Origin of the sequence: Kineococcus sp. NPDC059986 (assembly GCF_040702905.1) — a bacterium.
Taxonomy (GTDB): domain Bacteria; phylum Actinomycetota; class Actinomycetes; order Actinomycetales; family Kineococcaceae; genus Kineococcus.
Genome location: NZ_JBFBND010000007.1, coordinates 15,182 through 37,089 on the forward strand (window position 1 = coordinate 15,182; position 21,908 = coordinate 37,089).

Annotated in this window: 22 protein-coding genes and 1 tRNA gene; 6 read left to right on the plus strand and 17 right to left on the minus strand. The window is 72.8% G+C overall.

Annotated elements, in window-relative coordinates:
- Window positions 1-75: 75 nt before the first annotated feature.
- Window positions 76-684, minus strand: a complete 609-nt coding sequence (locus AB0637_RS07335; protein ID WP_366170854.1) for a TetR/AcrR family transcriptional regulator — start codon at window positions 682-684, stop codon at window positions 76-78.
- Between the two features lie 58 nt (window positions 685-742).
- Between AB0637_RS07335 and AB0637_RS07340 the strand changes: the two genes are divergently transcribed.
- Window positions 743-3,007, plus strand: a complete 2,265-nt coding sequence (locus AB0637_RS07340) for a glycoside hydrolase family 3 C-terminal domain-containing protein (protein WP_366170856.1) — start codon at window positions 743-745, stop codon at window positions 3,005-3,007.
- A gap of 15 nt (window positions 3,008-3,022) precedes the next feature.
- Here the strand turns inward: AB0637_RS07340 and AB0637_RS07345 are convergent, their stop codons facing one another.
- The 4 genes from AB0637_RS07345 to AB0637_RS07360 all read right to left on the minus strand — a co-directional run bounded on the left by AB0637_RS07345 (window position 3,023) and on the right by AB0637_RS07360 (window position 8,167).
- The gene (locus AB0637_RS07345; protein ID WP_366170858.1) at window positions 3,023-3,538 is read right to left on the minus strand and encodes a GNAT family N-acetyltransferase; all 516 of its coding nucleotides are present in this window, start codon (window positions 3,536-3,538) and stop codon (window positions 3,023-3,025) included.
- Complete coding sequence (gene leuS / locus AB0637_RS07350; protein ID WP_366170860.1) at window positions 3,538-6,066, minus strand: leucine--tRNA ligase; 2,529 nt, start codon at window positions 6,064-6,066, stop codon at window positions 3,538-3,540. Before leuS ends, AB0637_RS07345 begins: the two co-directional genes overlap by 1 nt.
- A gap of 196 nt (window positions 6,067-6,262) precedes the next feature.
- Window positions 6,263-7,186, minus strand: coding sequence for a diguanylate cyclase (locus AB0637_RS07355; protein WP_366170862.1), 924 nt, complete (start codon window positions 7,184-7,186; stop codon window positions 6,263-6,265).
- Between the two features lie 108 nt (window positions 7,187-7,294).
- Window positions 7,295-8,167 (minus strand): shikimate 5-dehydrogenase, encoded by an 873-nt coding sequence (locus AB0637_RS07360; protein ID WP_366170864.1) that lies wholly within the window; start codon window positions 8,165-8,167, stop codon window positions 7,295-7,297.
- A gap of 47 nt (window positions 8,168-8,214) precedes the next feature.
- Between AB0637_RS07360 and AB0637_RS07365 the strand changes: the two genes are divergently transcribed.
- Window positions 8,215-9,240, plus strand: coding sequence for an LLM class flavin-dependent oxidoreductase (locus AB0637_RS07365; RefSeq protein WP_366170866.1), 1,026 nt, complete (start codon window positions 8,215-8,217; stop codon window positions 9,238-9,240).
- Between the two features lie 95 nt (window positions 9,241-9,335).
- The gene (locus AB0637_RS07370; protein WP_366170868.1) at window positions 9,336-10,127 is read left to right on the plus strand and encodes a serine hydrolase; all 792 of its coding nucleotides are present in this window, start codon (window positions 9,336-9,338) and stop codon (window positions 10,125-10,127) included.
- A gap of 16 nt (window positions 10,128-10,143) precedes the next feature.
- Here AB0637_RS07370 and AB0637_RS07375 read toward each other — a convergent pair whose 3' ends face one another.
- From AB0637_RS07375 to AB0637_RS07410, 8 genes are all read right to left on the minus strand, one after another.
- Entirely contained in the window at window positions 10,144-11,412 is a 1,269-nt protein-coding gene (locus tag AB0637_RS07375) for an MFS transporter (RefSeq protein ID WP_366171079.1), read from the minus strand.
- A gap of 174 nt (window positions 11,413-11,586) precedes the next feature.
- Window positions 11,587-12,516 (minus strand): shikimate dehydrogenase, encoded by a 930-nt coding sequence (locus AB0637_RS07380; RefSeq protein WP_366170870.1) that lies wholly within the window; start codon window positions 12,514-12,516, stop codon window positions 11,587-11,589.
- A gap of 90 nt (window positions 12,517-12,606) precedes the next feature.
- Window positions 12,607-13,248, minus strand: a complete 642-nt coding sequence (locus AB0637_RS07385; protein ID WP_366170872.1) for a TetR/AcrR family transcriptional regulator — start codon at window positions 13,246-13,248, stop codon at window positions 12,607-12,609.
- Window positions 13,249-13,328: 80 nt separating this feature from the next.
- Window positions 13,329-13,401: transfer RNA gene (locus AB0637_RS07390), tRNA-Ala, on the minus strand.
- Between the two features lie 100 nt (window positions 13,402-13,501).
- On the minus strand, window positions 13,502-14,131 hold the full coding sequence (locus AB0637_RS07395) for a histidine phosphatase family protein (protein WP_366170874.1): 630 nt from the start codon (window positions 14,129-14,131) through the stop codon (window positions 13,502-13,504).
- On the minus strand, window positions 14,128-14,508 hold the full coding sequence (gene rsfS / locus AB0637_RS07400; RefSeq protein ID WP_366170876.1) for a ribosome silencing factor: 381 nt from the start codon (window positions 14,506-14,508) through the stop codon (window positions 14,128-14,130). Before rsfS ends, AB0637_RS07395 begins: the two co-directional genes overlap by 4 nt.
- 32 nt (window positions 14,509-14,540) lie before the next feature.
- On the minus strand, window positions 14,541-15,194 hold the full coding sequence (gene nadD / locus AB0637_RS07405; protein WP_366170878.1) for a nicotinate-nucleotide adenylyltransferase: 654 nt from the start codon (window positions 15,192-15,194) through the stop codon (window positions 14,541-14,543).
- 17 nt (window positions 15,195-15,211) lie between these two features.
- Window positions 15,212-15,370, minus strand: coding sequence for a hypothetical protein (locus tag AB0637_RS07410; RefSeq protein WP_366170880.1), 159 nt, complete (start codon window positions 15,368-15,370; stop codon window positions 15,212-15,214).
- An 85-nt stretch (window positions 15,371-15,455) separates the two neighbouring features.
- On the opposite strand from AB0637_RS07410, the gene AB0637_RS07415 reads away from it, so the two are divergent.
- Window positions 15,456-16,424: a glycosyltransferase family 2 protein gene (locus AB0637_RS07415; RefSeq protein WP_366170882.1), complete on the plus strand. Its 969-nt coding sequence runs from the start codon at window positions 15,456-15,458 to the stop codon at window positions 16,422-16,424.
- 6 nt (window positions 16,425-16,430) lie between these two features.
- Here AB0637_RS07415 and AB0637_RS07420 read toward each other — a convergent pair whose 3' ends face one another.
- The gene (locus AB0637_RS07420; RefSeq protein WP_366170884.1) at window positions 16,431-17,723 is read right to left on the minus strand and encodes a glutamate-5-semialdehyde dehydrogenase; all 1,293 of its coding nucleotides are present in this window, start codon (window positions 17,721-17,723) and stop codon (window positions 16,431-16,433) included.
- Window positions 17,724-18,248: 525 nt separating this feature from the next.
- Between AB0637_RS07420 and AB0637_RS07425 the strand changes: the two genes are divergently transcribed.
- Entirely contained in the window at window positions 18,249-18,395 is a 147-nt protein-coding gene (locus AB0637_RS07425) for a hypothetical protein (protein ID WP_366170886.1), read from the plus strand.
- A gap of 131 nt (window positions 18,396-18,526) precedes the next feature.
- Here the strand turns inward: AB0637_RS07425 and AB0637_RS07430 are convergent, their stop codons facing one another.
- Window positions 18,527-19,090: a hypothetical protein gene (locus tag AB0637_RS07430; RefSeq protein WP_366170888.1), complete on the minus strand. Its 564-nt coding sequence runs from the start codon at window positions 19,088-19,090 to the stop codon at window positions 18,527-18,529.
- Window positions 19,091-19,299: 209 nt separating this feature from the next.
- Entirely contained in the window at window positions 19,300-20,451 is a 1,152-nt protein-coding gene (locus AB0637_RS07435) for a hypothetical protein (RefSeq protein WP_366170890.1), read from the minus strand.
- A gap of 69 nt (window positions 20,452-20,520) precedes the next feature.
- On the opposite strand from AB0637_RS07435, the gene AB0637_RS07440 reads away from it, so the two are divergent.
- The gene (locus AB0637_RS07440) at window positions 20,521-21,135 is read left to right on the plus strand and encodes a hypothetical protein (RefSeq protein WP_366170892.1); all 615 of its coding nucleotides are present in this window, start codon (window positions 20,521-20,523) and stop codon (window positions 21,133-21,135) included.
- A gap of 75 nt (window positions 21,136-21,210) precedes the next feature.
- Here the strand turns inward: AB0637_RS07440 and AB0637_RS07445 are convergent, their stop codons facing one another.
- On the minus strand, window positions 21,211-21,876 hold the full coding sequence (locus tag AB0637_RS07445) for an SDR family NAD(P)-dependent oxidoreductase (protein ID WP_366170894.1): 666 nt from the start codon (window positions 21,874-21,876) through the stop codon (window positions 21,211-21,213).
- Window positions 21,877-21,908 lie beyond the last annotated feature (32 nt).

The following is a 21,908-nucleotide window of genomic DNA, read 5'->3' on the forward strand; positions in this document are numbered from 1 at the left end:
GCACCGCGCGGGACCGGAGTGCTGCTGCTGGTCATCGAGGCTCGCTCCGCGTCGTTCCGTGGTCTTCCCACGACCCTAGAGCGACTCGGTCCCGGACGTGGTTCGGAGGACCCCGACGCCCGCGAGCTCCTGCTCCACCTGCGAGCGGACCTCCTCGACCATGTCGACGTCGTCGGGGTGCAGCAGCCACTGCACCTGCAACCCGTCCATGACGGCGACGAGCCGCCGTGCCGCCGACGCGGCCGCGGGGTGCCCGGCGTCGGCGAAGGCGCCCGTGAGCGCGGCGACGACGCGCCGGTACCGCTGGTCGAAGAACGCGTGGGCGGGGTGGTCGGGGGAGGTCGCCTCGGCCGACAGCACGCAGAACAGCTCGACGACACCCCGGCGGGAGGTGTTGCGCCGCACGACGTCCAGCAGCGCGGCGAGCTGCTGCTCCCCCGGCGGCGGGACGTCGGGCCCCACGAGCGCGGCGTCCTCGACGTCGCGCTGCTCGAGCACGGCGAGCAGCAGCGCCTCCTTGCTGCCGACGTGGTGCAGCAGCCCGGCGTGCGTCAGCCCGCACCGGGCGGCGAGGTCGCGCAGGGACGCGGCCCGGTACCCGGCCTCGGCGAAGAGCCCGACGGCTTCGCCGAGGATCTGCTCCCGGCGGGCCCTGCCCTTGGCGTACTCCCCGCGCGCGGCCACAGGACATCCCTACCACCAATACCTTCCACCTGGTAGGTGTTGGGCGTAGCCTGCGGCCATGACCGACACCGACGTCACCCGGACCCCGGCCGAACTGCTGGCGGAACTCACCGTGGAGGAGAAGGCCGCCCTCCTCGACGGCTCCGACTTCTGGCACACCGAGCCCGTCGAACGCCTCGGCGTCCCGGCGCTCATGGTCACCGACGGCCCGCACGGGCTGCGCAAGCAGGCCGAGGGTGGCGACCACCTCGGGCTCGCGAACTCCGTGCCGGCCACCTGCTTCCCGCCCGCCGCGGGCCTGGCCTCCTCGTGGGACGTCGACCTGCTGCGCCGCGTCGGGGAGGCCCTGGGCCGCGAGACGCGCGCCGAAGGCGTGGCCGTCCTGCTCGGGCCCGGCGTCAACATGAAGCGTTCGCCGCTGTGCGGGCGGAACTTCGAGTACTTCTCCGAGGACCCCGTCCTCGCCGGCGACCTCGCCGCGGCCCTCGTCCAGGGCGTGCAGAGCCAGGGCGTCGGGACCTCGCTCAAGCACTTCGCCGCGAACAACCAGGAGACGCAGCGGATGACGATCTCCGCCGACGTCGACGAACGTACGCTGCGCGAGGTCTACCTCACCGCGTTCGAGCGCGTCGTCCGCACCGCCCAGCCGTGGACGGTCATGTGCTCCTACAACCGCATCAACGGCGTCTACGCCTCCGAGGACCCCTGGCTGCTCACCGACGTCCTGCGCGGCGAGTGGGGCTTCGAGGGTCTCGTCGTCTCCGACTGGGGCGCCGTCAACGTCCGTGAGGACGGGGTCCGCGCGGGTCTCGACCTCGAGATGCCCTCCTCCTCCGGCGCCGGCACCCAGCGGATCCTCGAAGCGGTCAGCACCGGAACCCTCGCCACCGAGGACCTCGACCGTGCCGTCCTGCGTGTCCTGGAACTCGTCGAGAAGGCCCGGCCCGCGCTCGCCGACCCCGGCACGTTCGACGCCGACGCCCACCACGCCCTCGCCCGCGAGGCCGCACTCCAGAGCGCGGTCCTGCTGAAGAACGAGGACGGCATCCTGCCGCTGGCCGCCACGGGCGGGACCGTCGCCGTCGTCGGCGAGTTCGCCCGCACCCCCCGTTACCAGGGAGCGGGGAGTTCGCAGGTGAACCCGACGCGCCTCGACGACGCGCTCACCGCCCTGCGCGCCCAGTTCGAGGGTTCCCGCGCGGTGACGTTCGCCGCCGGCTACGTCCCCGAGGCCGACCCGGACGACACGACCGGTGAGGCGGCGCGCGCTCTCGTCGCCGAGGCCGTCGACGCCGCACGGGCGGCCGACGTCGTCGTCCTGTTCCTCGGCCTGCCCGCGTCCTACGAGTCCGAGGGCTACGACCGCGAGCACACGAACCTGCCGCCGGAGCAGCTCGACCTCCTCGACGCCGTGGTGGCCGCGAACCCGCGGACCGTCGTCGTGCTGGCCAACGGCTCGGTCGTGAACCTCGAACCCTGGCAGCACACCGTCCCGGCCGTCCTCGAGGGCTGGCTCGGCGGCCAGGCCGGCGGCGGTGCCGTCGCCGACCTGCTGTCCGGCGTCGCGAACCCCTCGGGCCGGCTGGCCGAGACGATCCCCGTCCACTACCGCGACAACCCCACGGTGGGGAACTTCCCCGGCGAGCACGGTCACGTCCGGTACGGCGAGGGACTGCTCATCGGCTACCGCTGGTACGACGCGCACTCCCTGCCCGTCGCGGCGGCCTTCGGGCACGGCCTGTCCTACACGACGTTCGAGTACTCCGACCTGCGGGTGGAACAGCGCGGCAAGGACGTCGACGTCCACGTGACGATCACGAACACCGGCGACGTCGCCGGCAGCGAGGTCGTGCAGGTCTACGTCGCCGACATCGACGCGACGGTGTTCCGACCCGACGCCGAACTGAAGGGGTTCACGCGCGTCAGCCTGGAACCCGGCGAAGCGCGTGAGGTGGTCGTGACGCTCGACGAGCGGGCGTTCTCGTTCTGGCACAGCGCGACCGGCCGGTGGGTCGTCGAGGGCGGGGAGTTCGGGATCCGCGTCGGCGCGTCCTCGCGCGACGTCCGCCTCGCCACGACGGTGACGCTGGAGGGGGACGGGGTGACCGTGCCGCTGCAGCTCGACTCCGAGCTCGAGGTCTGGTTGCAGCACCCGGACGCGGGACCGGTGGTCCGCGAACGCGTCGACGGCACCCCGTGGGCGGGCATGCTGTTCGACCCGCAGCACGGCGCCATGATGCGGGCGATCCCGTTGCTGCGGCTGACCCGCTTCCCGGGGTTCCCGATCGCCGAGACGGACCTGCCCGGACTCCTCCCGGCCTGAGCGCGGGGGCGGCCGTCAGAACGTCAGCAGCATGACGACGTGCGGCCGCCCCTCCTGCTCACCCCGCCAGCCCTCGACCATGCCGAGCTTGCGGGTGACGGCGAGGCTCGCGGCGTTGCCCGGGTCGACGATCGAGATGATGCGCGGCAGACCGAGCCCCCGGGCGTGCTCGACCCACGCCCGGGCGGCCTCGGTCGCGAACCCCTGACCCCACGCCGACCGCGCCAGGCGCCAGCCGATCTCGACGTCCTCGGGGTACCAGCGCATGCGGTGCAGCCCCGTGAACCCGATGAACTCCCCGGTGTCCCGGCGTTCGAGGGCGGACAACCCGAACCCGAGCCGGTCGAAGCACCCGTCGGCGTAGTCCGCGAGCCGGTCCGACGCGGCCCGGTCGGCCACCGCGGACACGAACCGGGTGACCTCCGGGTCGGCGTTCATCGCCGCGAAGGGTTCGGCGTCACCCTCCGTCCAGCGCCGCAGCAGCAGCCGCGGCGTGGACGGGGGCAAGAGGTCCGGCAGCAGGTCCGGCATCAGGCCGGGACGATGTTGACCAGCTTGGGCGCCCGGACGACGACCGTCCGGATCCCCGCACCGGCCAACGCGGCCTGCACCTTCTCCGAAGCCATCGCCAGCTCCTGCAACGCCTCCTGCGTGATGTCCGGGGCCACCTCGAGGCGGTCGCGGACCTTGCCCTTGACCTGCACGACGCACGTCACGGTGTCCTCGACGAGCAGCGACTCGTCCACCGCCGGCCACCCCGCACGCGCGACGGCGGGTTCGTGGCCGAGCCGGGCCCACATGTCCTCCGCGACGTACGGCGCGAAGAGCGACAGCACGAGCGCGACGACCTCGGTGGCCTCGCGGACGGCGGGGTCAGCCGCGCCCGGACCGGAGTCGATGGCCTTGCGGGTCGCGTTGACGAGTTCCATGACGCGCGCGACGGCGACGTTGAAGCGGAACGCCTCGACGTGCTGGGCCACGTCGTGCAGCGTCCGGTGCGTCACCCGGCGCAGGGCGACGTCCCCGGTCGTGACGTCCACCCCGACGGGGGACGTCACGTCGCGGGCCAGCCGCCAGGCGCGGCCCAGGAACTTCGAGGACCCCGACGGGGACACGTCGGCCCAGTCGATGTCGTCCTCGGGCGGACCCGCGAACGCCATCGTCAACCGGATGGCGTCGACGCCGTGCTCCTCCAGCTGCTCGGACAGCCGGACGAGGTTCCCCTTGGACTTGCTCATGGCCGAGCCGTCCATCTGCACCATGCCCTGGTTCAGCAGGCGCGTGAACGGTTCGTCGAACGGCAGGTACCCCAGGTCGTGCAGCACCTTGGTGATGAACCGCGCGTAGAGCAGGTGCAGGATCGCGTGGGTCACCCCGCCGACGTACTGGTCGATGGGACCCCACTGCGCGATGAGGTCGGTGTCGAACGGCTTGGTGTCGTCGTCCGGGGAGACGAACCGCAGGTAGTACCAGGACGAGTCGACGAACGTGTCCATCGTGTCGGGGTCGCGGCGCGCCGGGGACCCGTCGACCGGGCTCGGCACGTTGACCCAGTCCTCCGCCGCACCCAGCGGGCTCGTGCCCTTCGGGGTGAGGTTCAGACCCTCCGACGGCGGCAGCAGCACGGGCAGCTGGTCCTCGGGGACGGGGACCTCACCGGACTCGGTGTGCACGATCGGGATCGGGGTGCCCCAGTACCGCTGGCGGGAGATCAGCCAGTCGCGCAGCCGGTAGTTCTTCGCCGGCCGGCCCTTGCCCTCGGCCTGCAGCACCTCGACGGCCTTGGCGATGCCGGCCTTCTTGTCCAGGCCGTCCAGCGGACCGGAGTTCACCAGCACGCCGTCGCCGGCCGTCGCCTCACCGGACGCGGCGGGGTCGGGCAGCGGGTTCCCGTCCGCGTCACGGACGTCGACGACCACGCGCACGGGCAGGCCGAAGGCGCGGGCGAAGTCGAGGTCGCGCTGGTCGTGCGCGGGGACGGCCATGATGGCGCCCGTGCCGTAGTCGGCCAGGACGTAGTCCGCGGCCCAGATCGGCAGCCGTTCCCCGTTGACGGGGTTCACCGCGAACCGGCCCAGGTCCACGCCGGTCTTCTCGCGCTCGGACGCCAGCCGGTCCATGTCCGAGGTCTCCTGCACCGTGGTGCGGTACGCCTCGAACGCCGCGCGCACGTCCGGCGCCGATCCCGCGGCCAGTTCCTCGGCCAGGTCGGAGTCGGCGGCGACGACCATGAACGTCGCGCCGTGCAGGGTGTCCGGACGCGTCGTGTAGACCGTCACGGGCTCGTCGCGGCCCTCGATGGCGAACTCGACCTCGGCACCGGTGGAGCGGCCGATCCAGTTGCGCTGCATCGAGATGACCTTGGACGGCCACTGCCCCTCGAGGCGGTCCAGGTCGTCCAGCAGCCGGTCGGCGTACTCGGTGATCCGGAAGTACCACTGGGTCAGCTTCTTCTTGACGACCTTGGCGCCGGAGCGCTCGGAGGTGCCGTCGGGCAGGACCTGCTCGTTGGCCAGGACGGTCTGGTCGACCGGGTCCCAGTTGACGAGGGAGTCCTTGCGGTAGGCCAGGCCCTTCTCGTACAGCTTGAGGAACAGCCACTGGTTCCACTTGTAGTACTCCGGGTCCGACGTGTGCAGCACGCGGTCCCAGTCGAAGGAGCAGGCGTAGCGGCGCATCGAGGCGCGCTGCTGGGCGATGTTGTCGTACGTCCACTGCCGCGGGTCCAGCCCGCGCTTGATGGCCGCGTTCTCGGCGGGCAGGCCGAAGGCGTCCCAGCCGATGGGGTGCATGACGTCGAACCCGCGCTGCATCCAGTACCGCGCGATGACGTCGCCCAGGGCGTACGCCTCGGCGTGACCCATGTGCAGGTCGCCGGAGGGGTACGGGAACATGTCGAGGACGTACTTCTTCGGGCGCTCATCGCCCGGTTCCCCGCTGCGGAACGGCTTGAGGTCGTCCCAGACGGGCAACCACTTGTCCTGCAGCACGAACGGGTCGTAGCGCTCGTCCTGACCCTCGTCGCGACCCTCGGCCTGGTCAACCGACACGTCCGTCATCCCGTCCTCCCGGTGCTCGTGTGCGTCCCGCACCTGCGACCTGCCCCTGACAGCGGAAGACCCCTCGCGCAGGAGGGGTCTCGGTGCGAGCACCTGCGAGGTCGCAGCAGCTCAGCACCGGCTGGGAAGTCGGCGGGAGGACACGGGAACAGCCTACTCCGTGAGCACCGCCGGCCGGACGGGCGTGCCGCCGGGATCAGGCCCCGGGGCGTTCCGGACGCGCGCTGCGGTCGCTGCGACGACGGCCCCAGCCGTGCTGGGGGACGCTGCGGCGCAGGGCGCGCCGCTGGGCGAGGGCCTGCTCGGCGCGCACGAGGAGGTCGCTGACGCCCCCCTCGTCCCACGGCGCGAGGACGGCGGCCCCGGCTTCGACGGCCAACCGCGGGGCGCGTTCGCCACCGCCCGCGAGGCGGCCCTGGGCCAGGCCCACGCGCACCCGCCGCTCGAGCTCCTGGGCGTGCAGGCCGGCGCCCGGGCCGAGGACGACGAAGCGGCCCTCGCTCTCGCGGGCGACGACGTCGGACGTGCGGGTGGCCCCGCGCAGGGCGCTCGCCGCGGCGGCCCACTCGGCCTCGCGCTGCGCGCGGACCTCCTCGGGCGAGCGGCCGACCCCGCCCAGCTGCACGCCGGGCGTGACCTCGACGACGCAGGCGTGCACGGCGCCGCTGGACCGGCGGGCCGACTCCAGCACCTGGTGCCCGACGAGGACGAGGCCACGGCGGTTGAGCAGACCCGTCACGGTGTCCTGCACGGTCTCGTCGCGGGCCGCCTCGAGCGCGGCGAGCAGCGACCCCGCCGAGCGCTCGGCCTCGCGGTGGGCGCGCACGGTCACGGCGAGCGCGACCGCGAGCGCCGCGGCGAGGGCACCGACGGCGACGAGGGCCACGACGAGCACGACGGAGGGGGAGGCGACGGCCGCGGCGACGGCGACCGCGACGGCCCCCGTGACGGGCACGAGGACGAGGGCGGTCGTGCGGCCGCGGCCGTCGAGACCGCCCGTGCCGCGACGGTCGGTGGACTGCGTCGCGGTGCCGGGGCGCTGCTCGGGCGGTGCGGGGTCCGAGGAGGGCGCGCCGGGGTCGCCGGGGTCGGCGGCGGCGGGTCCGGGCGCAGAGGTCACCCTCTCCCCCTCGGCACCGTCGGAGCCGGGCTGGAGACGGCGAGCGGGTGACGACATGACTCGATCATGCGGTCGCCGACCCGCCCGCGCGGCCCGACGGCGTGCGGTTCACACGGCGCGCCGGGAGAACTCACCCGCTCGGCGGACCTGGTCGGCGCTGGGTCGGACGCCGGTGTACAGCGCGAACTGCTCGGCCGCCTGCCACGCGGCGACCTCGGTCCCGGTGACGAGGGGCCGGCCGAGCTCGCGGGCGAGCCGGACGAGGGGGGTGCCCTCGGGCACCGCGACGACCTCGACGACGGCGGTCGCGGCCTCGACGGCCTCCCGGGGCACGGGCAGGTCGCCCGCCGCGGGGCCGCCGGCCATGCCGACGGGGGTCGCGTTGAGCAGCAGGGCGGGCCGGACGTCGCCGAGCTCGGGCAGCCAGCGGGCGCCGTACTGGGCGGCGAGGGGGGCGCCGGTGGCCTCGTTGCGGGCCACGACGAGCAGGTCGCCGAAACCGGCGTCGCGCAGCGCGGCGAGGGACGCCTTGGCCATCCCGCCGCTGCCGAGGACCGCGGCCGGTCCGGGGGTGCTGGCGGGGGTGACGCCGTGCTGGTCGAGCAGGCCCGCGACGGCGAGGTAGTCGGTGTTGTACGCGACGAGGTGCGAGCGGCCCTCGCGGGGCGTGTTGACGATCGTGTTCACCGAGTCGATGGCGGCGGCGGAGGCCTCGAGCTCGTCGACGAGGGGGATGACGGCCTCCTTGAAGGGCATCGAGATCCCGGCACCACGGACGCCGAGGGCCCGGATGCCAGCGACCGCGGCGGGCAGGTCGTCGGTGGTGAACGCCTTGTAGACGAAGTCGAGGCCCAGCTCGGCGTAGAGGAAGTTGTGGAAGCGGGTGCCCAGGTTGCTCGGCCGGCCCGACAGCGACAGGCAGAGCCGGGTGTCCTTGGTGATCCGGTCGGGGAGTTCGCGGGAGGTCGCTGCGGAGGTCACGGGCCCATTGTGGAACAGGACGGGGTTGTTGATGGTTCAATGACGATGTGAAGCGCATCGGTTTCCTGTCCTTCGGGCACTACCAACCGGTCCCCGGCTCGGCCGCACGGACCGCGCGCGAGGCCCTCGTCCAGACCGTCGAGCTGGCGGTCGCCGCCGAGGAGCTCGGCTTCGACGGCGCCTACGTGCGGGTGCACCACTTCGCCCGCCAGCAGGCCGCGCCGTTCCCGGTCCTCGCCGCGATGGCCGCCCGCACCAGCCGCATCGAGCTGGGCACCGGCGTCATCGACATGCGGTACGAGAACCCCCTCTACATGGCCGAGGAGGCCGCGCAGACCGACCTCATCTCCGACGGCCGGCTGCAGCTCGGCGTGAGCCGGGGATCACCCGAGGCCGCCCTGCACGGCCCCGCCACGTTCGGGTACGTCCCGGCCGAGGGCGAGACCGAGGCCGACATGGCCCGCCGGCACACCGACCTGTTCCGGCGCGCCGTCGCCGGGGCCGGGGTCGCGGAGTCGAACCCGCGGATGACCGGCCGCAGCGTCCAGCTGCCGGTGCTGCCGCAGTCCCCCGGGCTGTCCGAGCGCATCTGGTGGGGGTCGGGCACCCGCGCCACCGCGCGCTGGACGGCCGAGCAGGGCATGAACCTCATGAGCTCGACCCTGCTCACCGAGGACACCGGCATCCCCTTCGACGAGCTGCAGGCCGAGCAGATCGCCCTGTTCCGGCAGGTGTGGAAGGAGTCCGGCTGGGAGCGCGAACCGCGGGTCTCCGTCAGCCGCAGCGTCCTGCCGATCACCGACGACCTCGACGAGGCCTACTTCGGCCGCGACCGGGCCTCCACCGACCAGGTCGGCTCGCTCGGCGAACCGGGCCTGGCGCGCTTCGGCAGGACCTACGCCGGCGACCCCGACCAGGTCGCGGAGGACCTCGCCAAGGACGCGGCCGTCCGCGAGGCGGACACGCTGCTCGTGACGATCCCGAACGCCCTCGGAGTGGACTACAACACCCACCTCATGCGCTCGATCGTCGAGCACGTGGCCCCGGCCCTGGGGTGGCAGCCCGCGCGCTGACCGCGGGCCCGCCGGGGTCTGGTGCTCCGGCCCCGGCGGGCGCACCCTGGACCCCTCGCGTCCCGTCGCGCAGGGGCGGGTGGGGAGGTGAGCACGTGGAGGTGTCCCGCCGGTCGTTCACGGCCGCCGGAGCCGGGACGGGCGTCCTGGCGGCCTTCGGCTGGCCACCCGACGAGGTGACCTCGTGGGCCGTCGACCTGCTGTCCGGCCGCGTCACGGGGCACCGCCCCGACCTGCCCCGCCCCGTCCTCACCCTGCCGGCGGGACCGGCGCTGGCCGCGCTGCTGCGCGAGCGCGGGACGGGCGTGCTCGACGAACGCGTCCGCTACGACGCCGGCGACCTCGTCGGGTCCACCCCCGTCTGCGGCTGGCACCTGCAGACCGGCATGACGGTCGCGGGGCTCGGTGACGCCGCGCTGCGCCGCGGGGACGCGACCGCCACCAACCTGCTCGTCCTGCGCGCAGGAGGCGCGGCCGCCGTCACGGGGTTCTGCCGGGCGATCGGCGACCGGCGCACCCGCATCGACCGCCGCGCCCCCGACTCCTGCACCGCCGCCCCGTGGGACCCCCGCGACACGACGACGACGCGGGCCCTCGCGCTCGGCTGGGGGACGCTGCTGCTCGGGGAGGCCCTGCCCCCGGCGGCCCGGTACCGGTTCGCGGACCTCCTGCCCACGGTGCGGGTGCGGGGCGGCTGGTCCCTCACCCACGCCGTCGCCAGCGGCCGGTACGGCACCGCCGCCCTCGTCGGGACGGCCCGACGAGGGCGGCGGGGTGTGCTCGTGGCCGCGACGGTCCGGGCCGGTCAGCCCGCCCAGGACGGCTCGCGGGCGGCGGTCACCCGGGTCGTCGAGACGCTGCTGCGCGGTCTCGACTCGACCTGGTGAGGCTGCTCGGTGGGGTTCAGACGTGGACGTCGCCCGGCACGGTCCGTGCGACGCGGCGACCCAGCTCGGCCGTCGGCACCGCCCGCGTCTCCCGCGCCGTGAGCGCCGACAGCGAGGCGACGACCGCGACGGCCGCGGTGAACAGGCTGATGACGACCCAGCCCCCCTCGCGCACTCCGCCGAGCGCGGTGACGATCGTCGGCGCGAACCCGGCCAGCAGGAACCCGAGCTGCGTCCCGATCGCCATGCCGGAGAAGCGGACCCGCACGTCGAACATCTCCCCGTAGAACGAGGGCCAGACGGCGTTGGCGGCGCAGTACCCGCAGGAGAACGTCGCCACCGCCAGGACGAACGTCACCAGGTCCGACCCCGCCCCCATGGACAGCAGGTAGAACGGCATGAGGACCGCCGAGGACAGCGCGCCGTAGACGAAGACGGGTTTGCGGCCGATCCGGTCGGCGAGCCGGCCGAACAGGGGCTGCGTCAGCAGCGCGACCGCGTTCGCCACGACGACCAGCCACAACGTGATGGCGGCGTTCACGCCGACCTCCTTGCCGTAGGCGATCGCGAGGTTCCCGAACACCGTCGAGACGGCCGCGACCGTGGCGCAGCCGACGACGCGCAGGACGTCGCGCCAGTGCTCGCGGACGAGGACGGCGAGCGGCATCCGCGCGATCTCGCCCGCCGCCTTGGCCTGCTGGAACTGAGGGGTCTCGTGCAGCGACCGGCGGATGAGGTACGCGACGAGGACGACGAGCGCGCTCAGCCAGAACGGGACGCGCCAGCCCCAGCTGAACTTCACGTCGTCGGGCAGCGCCACGACGGGGATGAAGACGAGCGCGGCGAGGATCTGCCCGCCCTGGGTCCCCGTGAGGGTCCAGGAGGTGAAGAACGAGCGCCGGTCGTCGGGGGCGTGCTCGAGCGTCAGCGACGACGCCCCCGCCTGCTCCCCGGCGGCCGACAGGCCCTGAAGGATCCGGCAGGCGACGAGCAGAGCCGGTGCGAGCCAGCCGATCTGGTCGTGCGAGGGCAGGCAGCCGATGACGAACGTCGAAACCCCCATGAGCACGAGGGTGAACATGAGGACCTTCTGCCGCCCGACGCGGTCCCCGAAGTGCCCCAGGACGACCGCGCCCAGCGGCCGGGCCACGTACGCCACCCCGAACGTCGCGAACGACAGCACGAGGGCCGCGTTCCCCGCGTCGGGGAAGAACACCGTGGGGAAGATGAGGGCGGCGGCGGAGCCGAAGAGGAAGAAGTCGTAGTACTCCACGGCGCTGCCCATGAAACTCGCGAGCGCCGCCTTGCGGGGGGTCTTCTCGACCTGTCCCACGACGGGTGGGGTGCTGTCCACGGTGACCTCCGACGGTACGGACACGGAACGGGTGGGTGTGGCCGGCGGGGTTTCGGCGCCGGTGCCGAGGGTGCGGGTCAGGCGGTGCGGGTCAGGGGGTGCGGGTCAGGGGGTGCGGACGAGTGCGCGCAGGTGCGCGAGCATCCGTGCGGCGTCCGGGCGGTGCCCGGTGATGAGCTCGAAGGCGCCGACCGCCTGGTGCACGGCCATGTGCCCGCCGTCGAGCGTGCGGCAGCCGGCGGCGCGGGCCCCGAGCAGGAGCTCGGTCTCCAGCGGCCGGTAGACGACGTCGGCGACCCACGTCGTGGGCCGCAGCAGGGCGACGTCGAACGCGGTGCCGGGGTGCTCGGCCATCCCGACGGGGGTGCAGTGCACGACGCCGTCGGCGGCCGGGACGAGGTCGGTCAGGGCGGCCGACGACGCGGCGTCGACGGCACGTCCGTGCCGCCGCGCGAGGGCCCCGGCGAGGTCCTGGGCGCGGCCGGCGTCGACGTCGACGACGGTGAGCAGTGCGGTGCCGCAGCGCAGCAGCGCGTCGGCGACGGCGGACCCCGCTCCCCCGGCGCCGACGAGCACGACGCGTCCGCGCGGGGCGTCGTCGAGCTCGCTGCGCAGGGCCGCCTCGAACCCCGTGGTGTCGGTGTTGTGGCCGACCGTCCCCTGCGGGGTGAACAGCACCGTGTTGACGGCCCCCAACGCCGCCGCGACGGGGTCGACGGCGTCGAGGTGGGGCAGGACGAGCTGCTTGCAGGGGTGGGTGACGTTGAGGGCGTCGAAACCGAGGTCGCGGGCCCAGCGCAGCACCTCCCCGATCCGGGCGGGGTCGATGCCCCGTTCGGTGAGGTCGACCGTGCGGTAGACGTAGCCGAGCCCGAGCGCCTCGGCCTCGGCCATGTGCAGGGGCGGGGTCAGCGAGGGGCCGACCCCGGTGCCCACGAGCCCCACGAGGAAGGGCCGCGAGGACTCCGGACCCGTTGCGGGAGCTGGGGTCGCAGCGGTCGTGACGACCGGTGCGTCGATCAGCGTGTCGGACATGGCCGGGCTCTCCCTCGAGCGGCTCGCGGTTTGTACTAACCGGTACGTTCAGGAAGTAGAGCAGACGCCCCAGCGTCGGTCAACCGTCCGTCAGCGCGCCGCGAGCCATCCCACGACGACGTCCCCGAGGACGCGCCGCGACCGGTCGAGCCGGTCCGGGGCGGCCAGGTCGACGTCGAACAGGTGCCCGAAGGTGTGCTTGTTCGCGACCTGGAAGACGCAGAAGGCGCTGATGAGCATGTGGACGTCCAGGGCGTCGACGTCCCCGCGGAAGACGCCCGCGGCCTCCCCCCGCGCGAGGATCTCGGCGACGAGGTCGCGCGCGGGCGCCGAGGCCGTGCGGACCGAGTCGAGGCGCTTGACGAACTCCCCGCGGTGGATGTTCTCGATCGCGACGAGCCGGATGAACGCCTCGTGGGCCACGTGGTGGTCGAACGTCAACGCCGCCAGCCGCCGCATGGCCTCCTGCGGGGCGAGGTCCCCCACGTCCAGGCGCTGCTCGGCCTCGCGGATGCCCAGGTAGGCGCGCTCCAGGACCGCCGAGTAGAGGCCGTCCTTGCTGCCGAAGTAGTAGTAGATCATCCGCTTCGTCGTGCGGGTCCGGCGCGCGATCTCGTCGACGCGGGCCCCGGCGAAACCGTCCTGCGCGAACACCTCGGTGGCCACGTCGAGGAGTTCGCGGCGCGTCCGCTCGGCGTCCCGCGCGGGCGGGGTCGCGTCCTGCTGCGTCACCCCGTGATCGTAGTGGGGCGGCCGGAGGGGGCCGGGAACGACGAAGGGCCCGGACTCACGTCCGGGCCCTTCACCAGGGGTGGAGCTGAGGGGATTCGAACCCCTGACCCCCTCCATGCCATGGAGGTGCGCTACCAGCTGCGCCACAGCCCCTTGCTCTCGCCGCCCGGGTTTCCCCCGGCAACGAGGACAACACTACCGCACGAACGCCGGTGGTCGTGACCACCCGTGGCTGCGTGCGACGGTCCCGCGCTCAGCCCTCGGCGCCGACGCCAGCCCCGACGGGACCCGCGTTGTACTCCTCGAGCACCCAGCCGTCGCCGCGCCGCACGAGCACCGCCCAGTGGCAGTTGCGGAACCCGGCGAGGGCTCCGCCCGCCGTCACGGGCAGCCCGACGAGACGCAGCACGGCGGCCTTGAGCGCCGCCCCGTGCGAGGCGACGAGGAGGGTGCCCTCGACGGCCGCGGCGTGGCGTTCGACGGCGGCGGCGACCCGCTGCCCGAGTTCGGTGCGGTTCTCCCCGCCGCCCATCCGGACGTCCTCACCGCGGCGCCACGCGGCGTGCTCCTCGGGCCAGCGCTGCGCGATCTCCTCACCCAGCAGGCCCTGCCACTGCCCGGCGTCCACCTCGCGCAGCGCTGGGTCCTGCGCGAGCTCGTGACCGGTGAGCGCCGTGAAGGCGCGCGCGGTGTCCACCGCGCGGGACAGGTCGGAGGCGACGACGGCGGCCACGTCCGTCGTCGCGTTCAGGTGCGCGGCGGCGTCGGCCGCCTGGGCCCGCCCGACGTCGTCGAGCGGGACGTCGAGCTGGCCCTGGAAGCGGTTCTGGGCGTTGGAGGCGGTGCGGCCGTGCCGCCAGAGGACGACGCGGCGCGCGCTCACGCCTGCTGGTCGCTCGTCGCCGGCTCCGGGAGCTCCAGCAACGGGCAGTCCTTCCACAGCCGCTCGAGGGCGTAGTACTCGCGCTCCTCGACGTGCTGGACGTGGACGACGACGTCGACGAAGTCCAGGAGGACCCAGCGGCCCTCGCGCTCACCCTCGCGGCGCACCGGCTCGGAGCCCAGCGGGAGGAGCTTCTCCTCCACGGCCTCGGCGATGGCACGGACCTGGCGCTCGTTGGGCGCCGAGGCGAGCAGGAAGGCGTCGGTGATGAACAGCTGGTCCGAGACGTCCAGCGCCATCACGTCGGTCGCGAGCTTGTCGGACGCCGCTACCGCCGCAGCGTGCACGAGCTCGAGAGAACGGTCGGATGCGGGCACGGGACTCCTCGGGGAAAGCGGTCGAGACGGGTTCAGCCCGACGATTCTCCCACGACGGGCACGGCCGGACCGTCCACCGCCGTCGGGGCGTAGAGCCGGTGCTTGGAGATGTGCTGCACCACACCGTCGGGCACGAGGTACCAGACGGGCAGACCGCCGGCCACGCGGCGGCGGCAGTCGGTGGAGGAGATCGACAGGGCGGGCACCTCCAGCAGGCTCACCCCGTCCATGGGCAGGCCGTCGTCGGTGAGGGCGTGCCCGGGGCGGCTGACGCCGACGAAGTGCGCGAGCGACCAGAGCTCGGCGACGTCCTTCCACTGCAGGATCTGCGCCAGGGCGTCCGCCCCGGTGATGAAGAAGAGGTCGGCCTCGGGGCGCAGGTCGCGCAGTTCGCGCAGGGTGTCGATCGTGTACGTGAAGCCGCCGCGGTCGATGTCGACCCGCGAGACGGTGAACCGCGGGTTCGACGCCGTCGCGATGACCGTCATGAGGTAGCGGTGTTCGGCGGGCGCGATGTCCTCGCGCGACTTTTGCCACGGCCGTCCCGTCGGGACGAAGACGACCTCGTCGAGGTCGAACCGGGCCGCCACCTCGCTGGCCGCGACCAGGTGGCCGTGGTGGATCGGGTCGAACGTGCCGCCCATGACCCCGAGACGGGGCCGCCGCGAGGCGGTGGGACCGGGCACGTCCTGCCGGACCGAGGTCAGTGACGGGTCCCGACGCTGCGGAAGGCCATCGTCACGATGAGCAGCGAGGCCAGGACGCAGACGGCGACGACCGCGAAGACGTAGGGCGAGGGGAGCCCCGCGCCGTGGGTCTCCTCGGTCTGCTGAGCGGCCTGGGCGACGAGCGCGTGCAGCATGGTCGGTCCTCCTGCGGGTACGAACGACGAGATCGTCCGCCAGTCTGGCACGTCCCCCACCCGGACGCTGCGGCAGGATCGGCCCGTGTCCGACGCACCCTCCCCCGCCCCGGCGCTGAGCGTCGTCGTGCCCGCCTTCGACGAGGCCGAGGTGCTCCCGGTCTTCGCGGCCCGGTTGCGGCCCGTCCTCGACGATCTGCTCGCCGAGGGCCTCGGCGGCTACGAGGTCCTCGTCGTCGACGACGGCAGCACCGACGCCACCCCCGTCGTGCTCGCCCGGCTGCGCCGCGAGTGGCCGCAGCTGCGCGTCGTGCGGCTGCGCGCCAACTCCGGGCACCAGGCCGCGCTGTCGGCCGGGCTCGCGCGCGCCCGCGCCCGGGCGGGCGTCGTGACGATGGACGCCGACCTGCAGGACCCGCCCGAGGTGCTCCCCCGCCTGCTGGCGGCCGCCGGCCGCGGGCACGACGTCGTCTACGCCGTCCGCGAGGACCGTTCCGTGGACTCCCGCCTCAAGCGCGTGAGCGCGGCGGCGTTCTACCGGCTCGTGCGCACGCTGGGCGGCCGCGCCCCCGAGCAGGCCGGCGACTTCCGCTTCACCCACCGCACGGTCGTGGACACCGTGCTGCAGCTGCCCGAGGCGCACCGCGTGCTGCGGCTCGTGATCCCCGAGCTCGGGTTCAGCTCCACCACGGTCGGCTACGCCCGCGAGGCCCGCAGCGCGGGCCGCACCAAGTACCCGCTGACGCGGATGCTGCGGCTGTCCCTGGACGCCATCACGGGGTCGTCCACGGCCCCGCTGCGGCTGGCCTCGTTCTTCGGCCTCGGCGGGGCGCTGCTGACGTCCCTGCTGCTGCTCTACGCGCTGGTGTCGTTCGGCCTCGGCCAGACCGTCCCGGGGTGGACGTCGACGCTCGCCGTCGTCGCCGGGGTCGGGACGCTGCAGCTGCTGTGCCTCGGCGTGCTGGGCGAGTACGTGGGCCGGCTGTACGTCCAGCTGCAGCAGCGACCCACGTACCTCGTCGCGAGCGACTCCCTCGACGACCCGGGCTCGTGAGGACGCTCAGACGCGCACGTGCCCGTCGCCGAGGACCTGCCACGTCGTCGTCGTGAGCTCGGCCAGGCCCATCGGGCCGCGGGCGTGCAGCTTCTGCGTGGAGATGCCGACCTCGGCCCCGAGGCCGAACTCGCCGCCGTCGGTGAAGCGGGTGGAGGCGTTGACGGCCACCACGGCGGAGTCGACGGCCGCGCAGAAGTAGTCGGTGACGCGGACGTCGGTGGCCAGGACGGCCTCGGTGTGCGCCGAGCTCCAGCGCCCGATGTGCTCCACGGCGTCCTGGACCGAGTCGACGACACCGACCGCGATCTCCAGGCCGTGGAACTCCGCCGCCCAGTCGGCGTCGCTCACGGGCTGCACGGGGACCCCGGCGGCGCGCGCGGCCGTGGTCGAGCGCTCGTCGGCGTGCAGGACGACACCCGCCTCGTGCAGCGCGGTGAGCAGCGTCGGGAGGAAGTCGGTCGTCAGGGCCGCGTGGACGAGGACCGTCTCGGCGGCGTTGCACACGCTGGGCCGGGAGGTCTTGGCGTTGAGGACGACGTCGACCGCCTGCCGCAGGTCCGCCGAGGCGTCGACGTAGACGTGGCAGTTGCCCACCCCGGTCTCGATGACGGGCACCGTCGCCTCGCGCACGACGCGCTGGATGAGGTCCGCTCCCCCGCGCGGGACGAGCAGGTCGACGAGCCCGCGCGCCGTGAGCAGGACCCCGACGCCGTCGCGGCCGTGCTCGTCGATGCTGGTGACGGCGTCGGCGGGCAGACCAGCGGACTCCAGGGCCCCGCGGACGACGTCGACGAGGACGGTGTTGCTCTCCAGGGCCGCCGACCCGCCGCGCAGGACGACGGCGTTGCCGCTCTTGAGCGCGAGGACGGCCACGTCGACCGTCACGTTGGGCCGGGCCTCGTAGACGACGCCGAGCACGCCCATCGGCACGCGCAGCTGGCGCACCCGCAGCCCGTTGGGCAGCGTCGAGCCGCGCACGACCTCGCCCACGGGGTCGGGCAGCGCGGCGACCTCGCGGACGGCGGCGGCGATGGCGGCGATGCGCGCGGGGTCGAGGGCCAGGCGGTCGAGCAGGTGCTCGGAGGTCCCCTCCGCGCGACCACGGGCGAGGTCGAGCTGGTTGGCCGCCACGATGCGGTCCGTCGCCGCCTCGAGCGCGTCCGCGATGGCTTGCAGCGCAGCGTCCTTGGTGGCACGCGTGGCGACCCGCAGCGGTCGGGAGGCGATCTTGGCGCGACGGCAGACGGCCAGGACGGCGTCCTGCAGCGAGGTGTCGGGGGTCGCGGCGACGGTCATGCCGACCAGCCTAGCCGCGGACCCTGATTGTTCAACAATGTTTCCCCGGCGTCGCGCCTCACGACGTCGGCGACACCTCCGATCGTCGAGGTGGCACCACTTCCCAGCTCTCCGGCCCCAGCCTGTGGCACTCGCCGGCCACCACGGAGGGGACCTCACCTGCGCCAGGCGAACCGTGAGCAGGGACGGGCGGCCACGAGCGACCACGGGCGGGCGAGCGGCCCCCCGGAGCCGTCGCGGCTCACCCCCACCGCCGACGTCACGCCCCTGTCGATGGCCGCGGCGGCACCGTCCGTTGGAGTGGCACGTTCCGACCCACTCATCTGCCCTGAGTTCAAGGGGTCGACGCAACACCTGACGCGAGGGCAGCTGTCCAGATGAAGGCTGCGTCAGCAGTCTGGTGAGCGGCGCTCTGTTGTCGTGAGCAACGAACACGGCGGGACCCGCGACACGCCTCCAGTGAGCAAGCGACCTTGGCGGAAGTCGGCTGACACGCCCGGACGCTCTCTCTTCTCGGGTTGCCTCATGAGCGGAGCGGCCCTCATCGCGTGGTTCCTGCTCGTGACCGACGTCCGCCAGCGGGCATTCCACCTGTTCTTCGCCGTCTTCTGCAGCGTTCTGGCAGCTCGCTGGCTGATCACGGCCATCGCAGACTGGTCGCAGCCGGACTGACCCACGTCCGGGCGCCCAACGATTCGAGTGTGGTCATGAGCTCTCGCCCCACGACTTCACGGTGATCCCGCGAACCGAGCAGTCGATGGTCGTTGGTGCCGGGTGGACCGGCCGCCACGGTGACGTGGTCGTCAACCGCTCTCGGAGCTCACCTCCTGCAGCATCTCCAGGGTCTGCGCAGCGGGGTAGTCCGCGAAGGTGCGGTAACGACCGCGGTGGTAGCAGTCCCAGTAGCTCATGGCCCGCTGCCGGTTCAACTCCATGAACCCGGGGTTCTCGCGGGCACACCGGACGTACCGCGCCCGCTGCCACGATCCGGGAGCCGCCACCTCCCTCAACCCCGCGTGCACGTCGTGGACGATCTCCAGGACGTACTCACCCAGCAGTGCCAACACGTAAGGGGCCACCCACGACCGATCGACGTCGATGATCTGCTGCAGGTGCGCTTGACGGACGAACCCGTCGTGGTGGCGAGTGAGGGCGCAGTGCGCCATGAGGCGCGCGTCCGCCTCGTAGGTGGCGATCAGTTCCATCGGAGGGGCGGACTCGTAGATGCGGTCAGGGATGCGCAGCAGCTCGCCGTCGACGAAGACCTCTCGCCAACGGCGGGGATGCTGGTCGTTGAGCACCTCCGCAACCTGCGCCACAGCCGGATTCATCGACGCCGGAAACGCCTGCTGCACGACGTCCGTCAACGACACCTGCTCGCGGCGTTGCTCTCCTGCCTTCCCGGTCACGTCGGCCGACCTTGCCAGGGCGAGGAGGGCTGCGCGAGGAGCAGCAGCCTGCACTCCTCCCGTCGGGCGAAGGGCACCTTCCGGTCATCCCGCGGTGTGCGCGTTAAGAGTGGCCCCGTGTTTCACCACGTGGGGGAAGTCGTCGGCGCCGGTCTCGCACCTGTGCCTCAGGGAGATGGGGTCAGAGGAATGAACGCCGAAGTGGTGGTGAGTTCTGCGCGCTGCGGGGCGGAGTTCGTCGGTGCTGCGGGCGTGAAGTGGCCGAGCTCGGCGCCGGCGCCACCCTTCGGTCGAGTCGCAGCCTCACGTCGCTTCCGCAGGAGCATGGCGGCCAACGTGAACAGGATGCCCGCCGCTGCCCAGATCCCCAGCCGGATGATGGGAGCCGAGACGGCTGCGCCGTCGAAGTACTGAACCGAGCGGAGGAGGTCCAGAGCGCCGCCCTGGGGGAAGACGTAGTAGAGAGCCTGGAAGAAATCGTTGAGGACGTGGATGCCGAGCGGGCCTCCGGAAGAGGTGTTGCCGAGGATCACCAGAGCGAGGGTCATGACCAGCGCCGCGTTCATCCCCCCGAGAGCAGCGACTCCCGTGACGGCTCCCCCGATGGCCACGCCCGTCATCCACAGGACCGCGAACACCGCCCCGGGCTCGACGGTCACCGCGCCCAGAGCGGAGTCGATCCACACGGTGATCAGTCCGGCGAGGACTCCCGTGTAGAGCACGAGGACGACGCTGCGCTCGACGAAGGTCGCCGCCGTGTCGACCGTGCCGAGGATGCGCCCGAACACCGTCGCGCCGAGCGCTGCGCCCAGGCCCACGAAGAGGATCGCGTAGAACTCCACCGATCCGACCGGGTCCTTCGCCGGTAGGGGGGCGAGGTCGGTGGTCGTGTTGGTGGCGGACAGTTTCGCTGCGATGGAGGTGCCGATGCCGGAGATCGCCTGGCCGAGGCCACGGCCCCCACCGCTGGCGATGTAGGTGCTCACCACGGCGTTCTCTCCCGGAGCGGGCAGGACGAGTGCGCCGTCCACGTCTCGGTCGAGCACTGCATCGCGCGCGTTCGCAGCAGAGGTGACGACCGTGAGCTCGAGTGAGCCCTGCTGCTCGAGCGCGACGATCGCGTTGGCGTCACCGGTGACCGCGAGGTGGACGTTGTTGGGTGTCGGGTTGCCGAACGCGCTCGAGTAGCTCGTCAGCATCGCCATCGCGAGGAACAGGATCGCGACCGCGCCGAGGATCAGGTTCCGGTAGTGGTGGGCCGATCCCGGGTGCTGCGCAGACTCTGCCCGCCGAGGTGTCGACTCGATCACGTGCGTCATGATGTCCTTTACGATTGTCCAGTAGATGACAAACGTACATTAGTGGTCAGGCTCTGGCAAGATGCGCCCATGTCGCAGGCCACGAACACACTGCCGCCCGAGGCGCACCGGGTGGATCCACGCGTCACCCGGACCCGCGCCGCCCTCATCCGCGCGTTGGCGGCACTGGTGTCTGAGTCGCCGAGAGGTGAAGCGATCTCGATGAGCGCGGTCGCGCAGCGGGCAGGCCTGAGCCGGCAGGCCCTGCACAACCACTACGCCAACGTGGGCGACCTCGCGACGGATCTGTGGATCAGTCGCCTGCTGGAGAACCAGCTGCCCCTCGAGGAGAGCGCCGCGAACCTCGCTCAGGCCCTCACCGACGCCGTCGCGCAGCGCGGGATCGAACCCCTGCTCAGCGCAGGACGAGCCGATCGCGAGTTCTTCGACAAGCTCCGCGCCGTCCCCCGCGGCGAGCGTGTCGGCGAGGTCATCGCAGCAGCCGTCACCACCTGGTTGACGGAGTCGGATCGCGATCATCATCGCCCGGACATCGCCCTCACCGGTGACGCGCGGATCTTCGCGATCGGCGGGATGGTGGCACTGGTGTCCACGTGGCAGATGGCCGACTCCCCGCCGAGCACCGCCGCGCAGGTCGCGACGCTCCGCACGCTCGCTGCCGCTGCCGCTGCCGCTGCCGCCTGAACCCTGCGGGGCCGGGATCACGGGGTGCTGCGGCACTGTCCCGTCCGGAACCGAAGGCCCCGGACGGGAGGCACGTCAGCCGTCGTAGGCGACGTAGTGCAGCTCTGCGTCTTCTCGTTCCTCGTGCAGCTTCACGTACGACTGGGCGATGACCGCGGGCTCGGCGTCAGGGCGACCACCACCGATCAGAGCGGTGATGGCGACGAACGCGACGTAGACCCCCTGCTCCGCGAGCGCGGCGTGGAGGTTGAGTGTCCAGTTCCGCAGTCCCGCTGCGGCGATGTTGACGTTGCCGCGCACAGGCGTCGGAGCGAGAGAGCCGCCACCGGTGGTGACGAGGACCGTTCCGGCCTTGGCGGCGATCATGTCCGGCAGGACCGCGCCGATGGCGGCGAGGGCGCCCCCCAGGTAGAAGTCGATCTGCGGCTGCAGGTTCTCCATCGTCACGTCCAGGGCGTCGACGGACTCCAGCGTCCGGTCCGCCGGGGAGAACTCCAGTACGTCGATTCGGCCCAGCGTCTCCCGGATGGACCTGATCGCGCTCCGTACCGTGTCGGGCTCGCTGACGTCAGCAGCGAACCCGCGAGCCTGGATCCCCTCGCCGGCGAGGGTCTGGGCGAGGGTGTCGAGCTTGGCTTGGTCGCGAGCCACGAGGGCGACGTCGAAGCCCTTTCGTCCGAAGGCCCGGGCGATCTCCAGGCCCAGACCCGGACCGGCTCCGATGATGGTGATGAGGGGCATGGTGCGTCCTTCCGTGGCCACCGCAGGGCCGG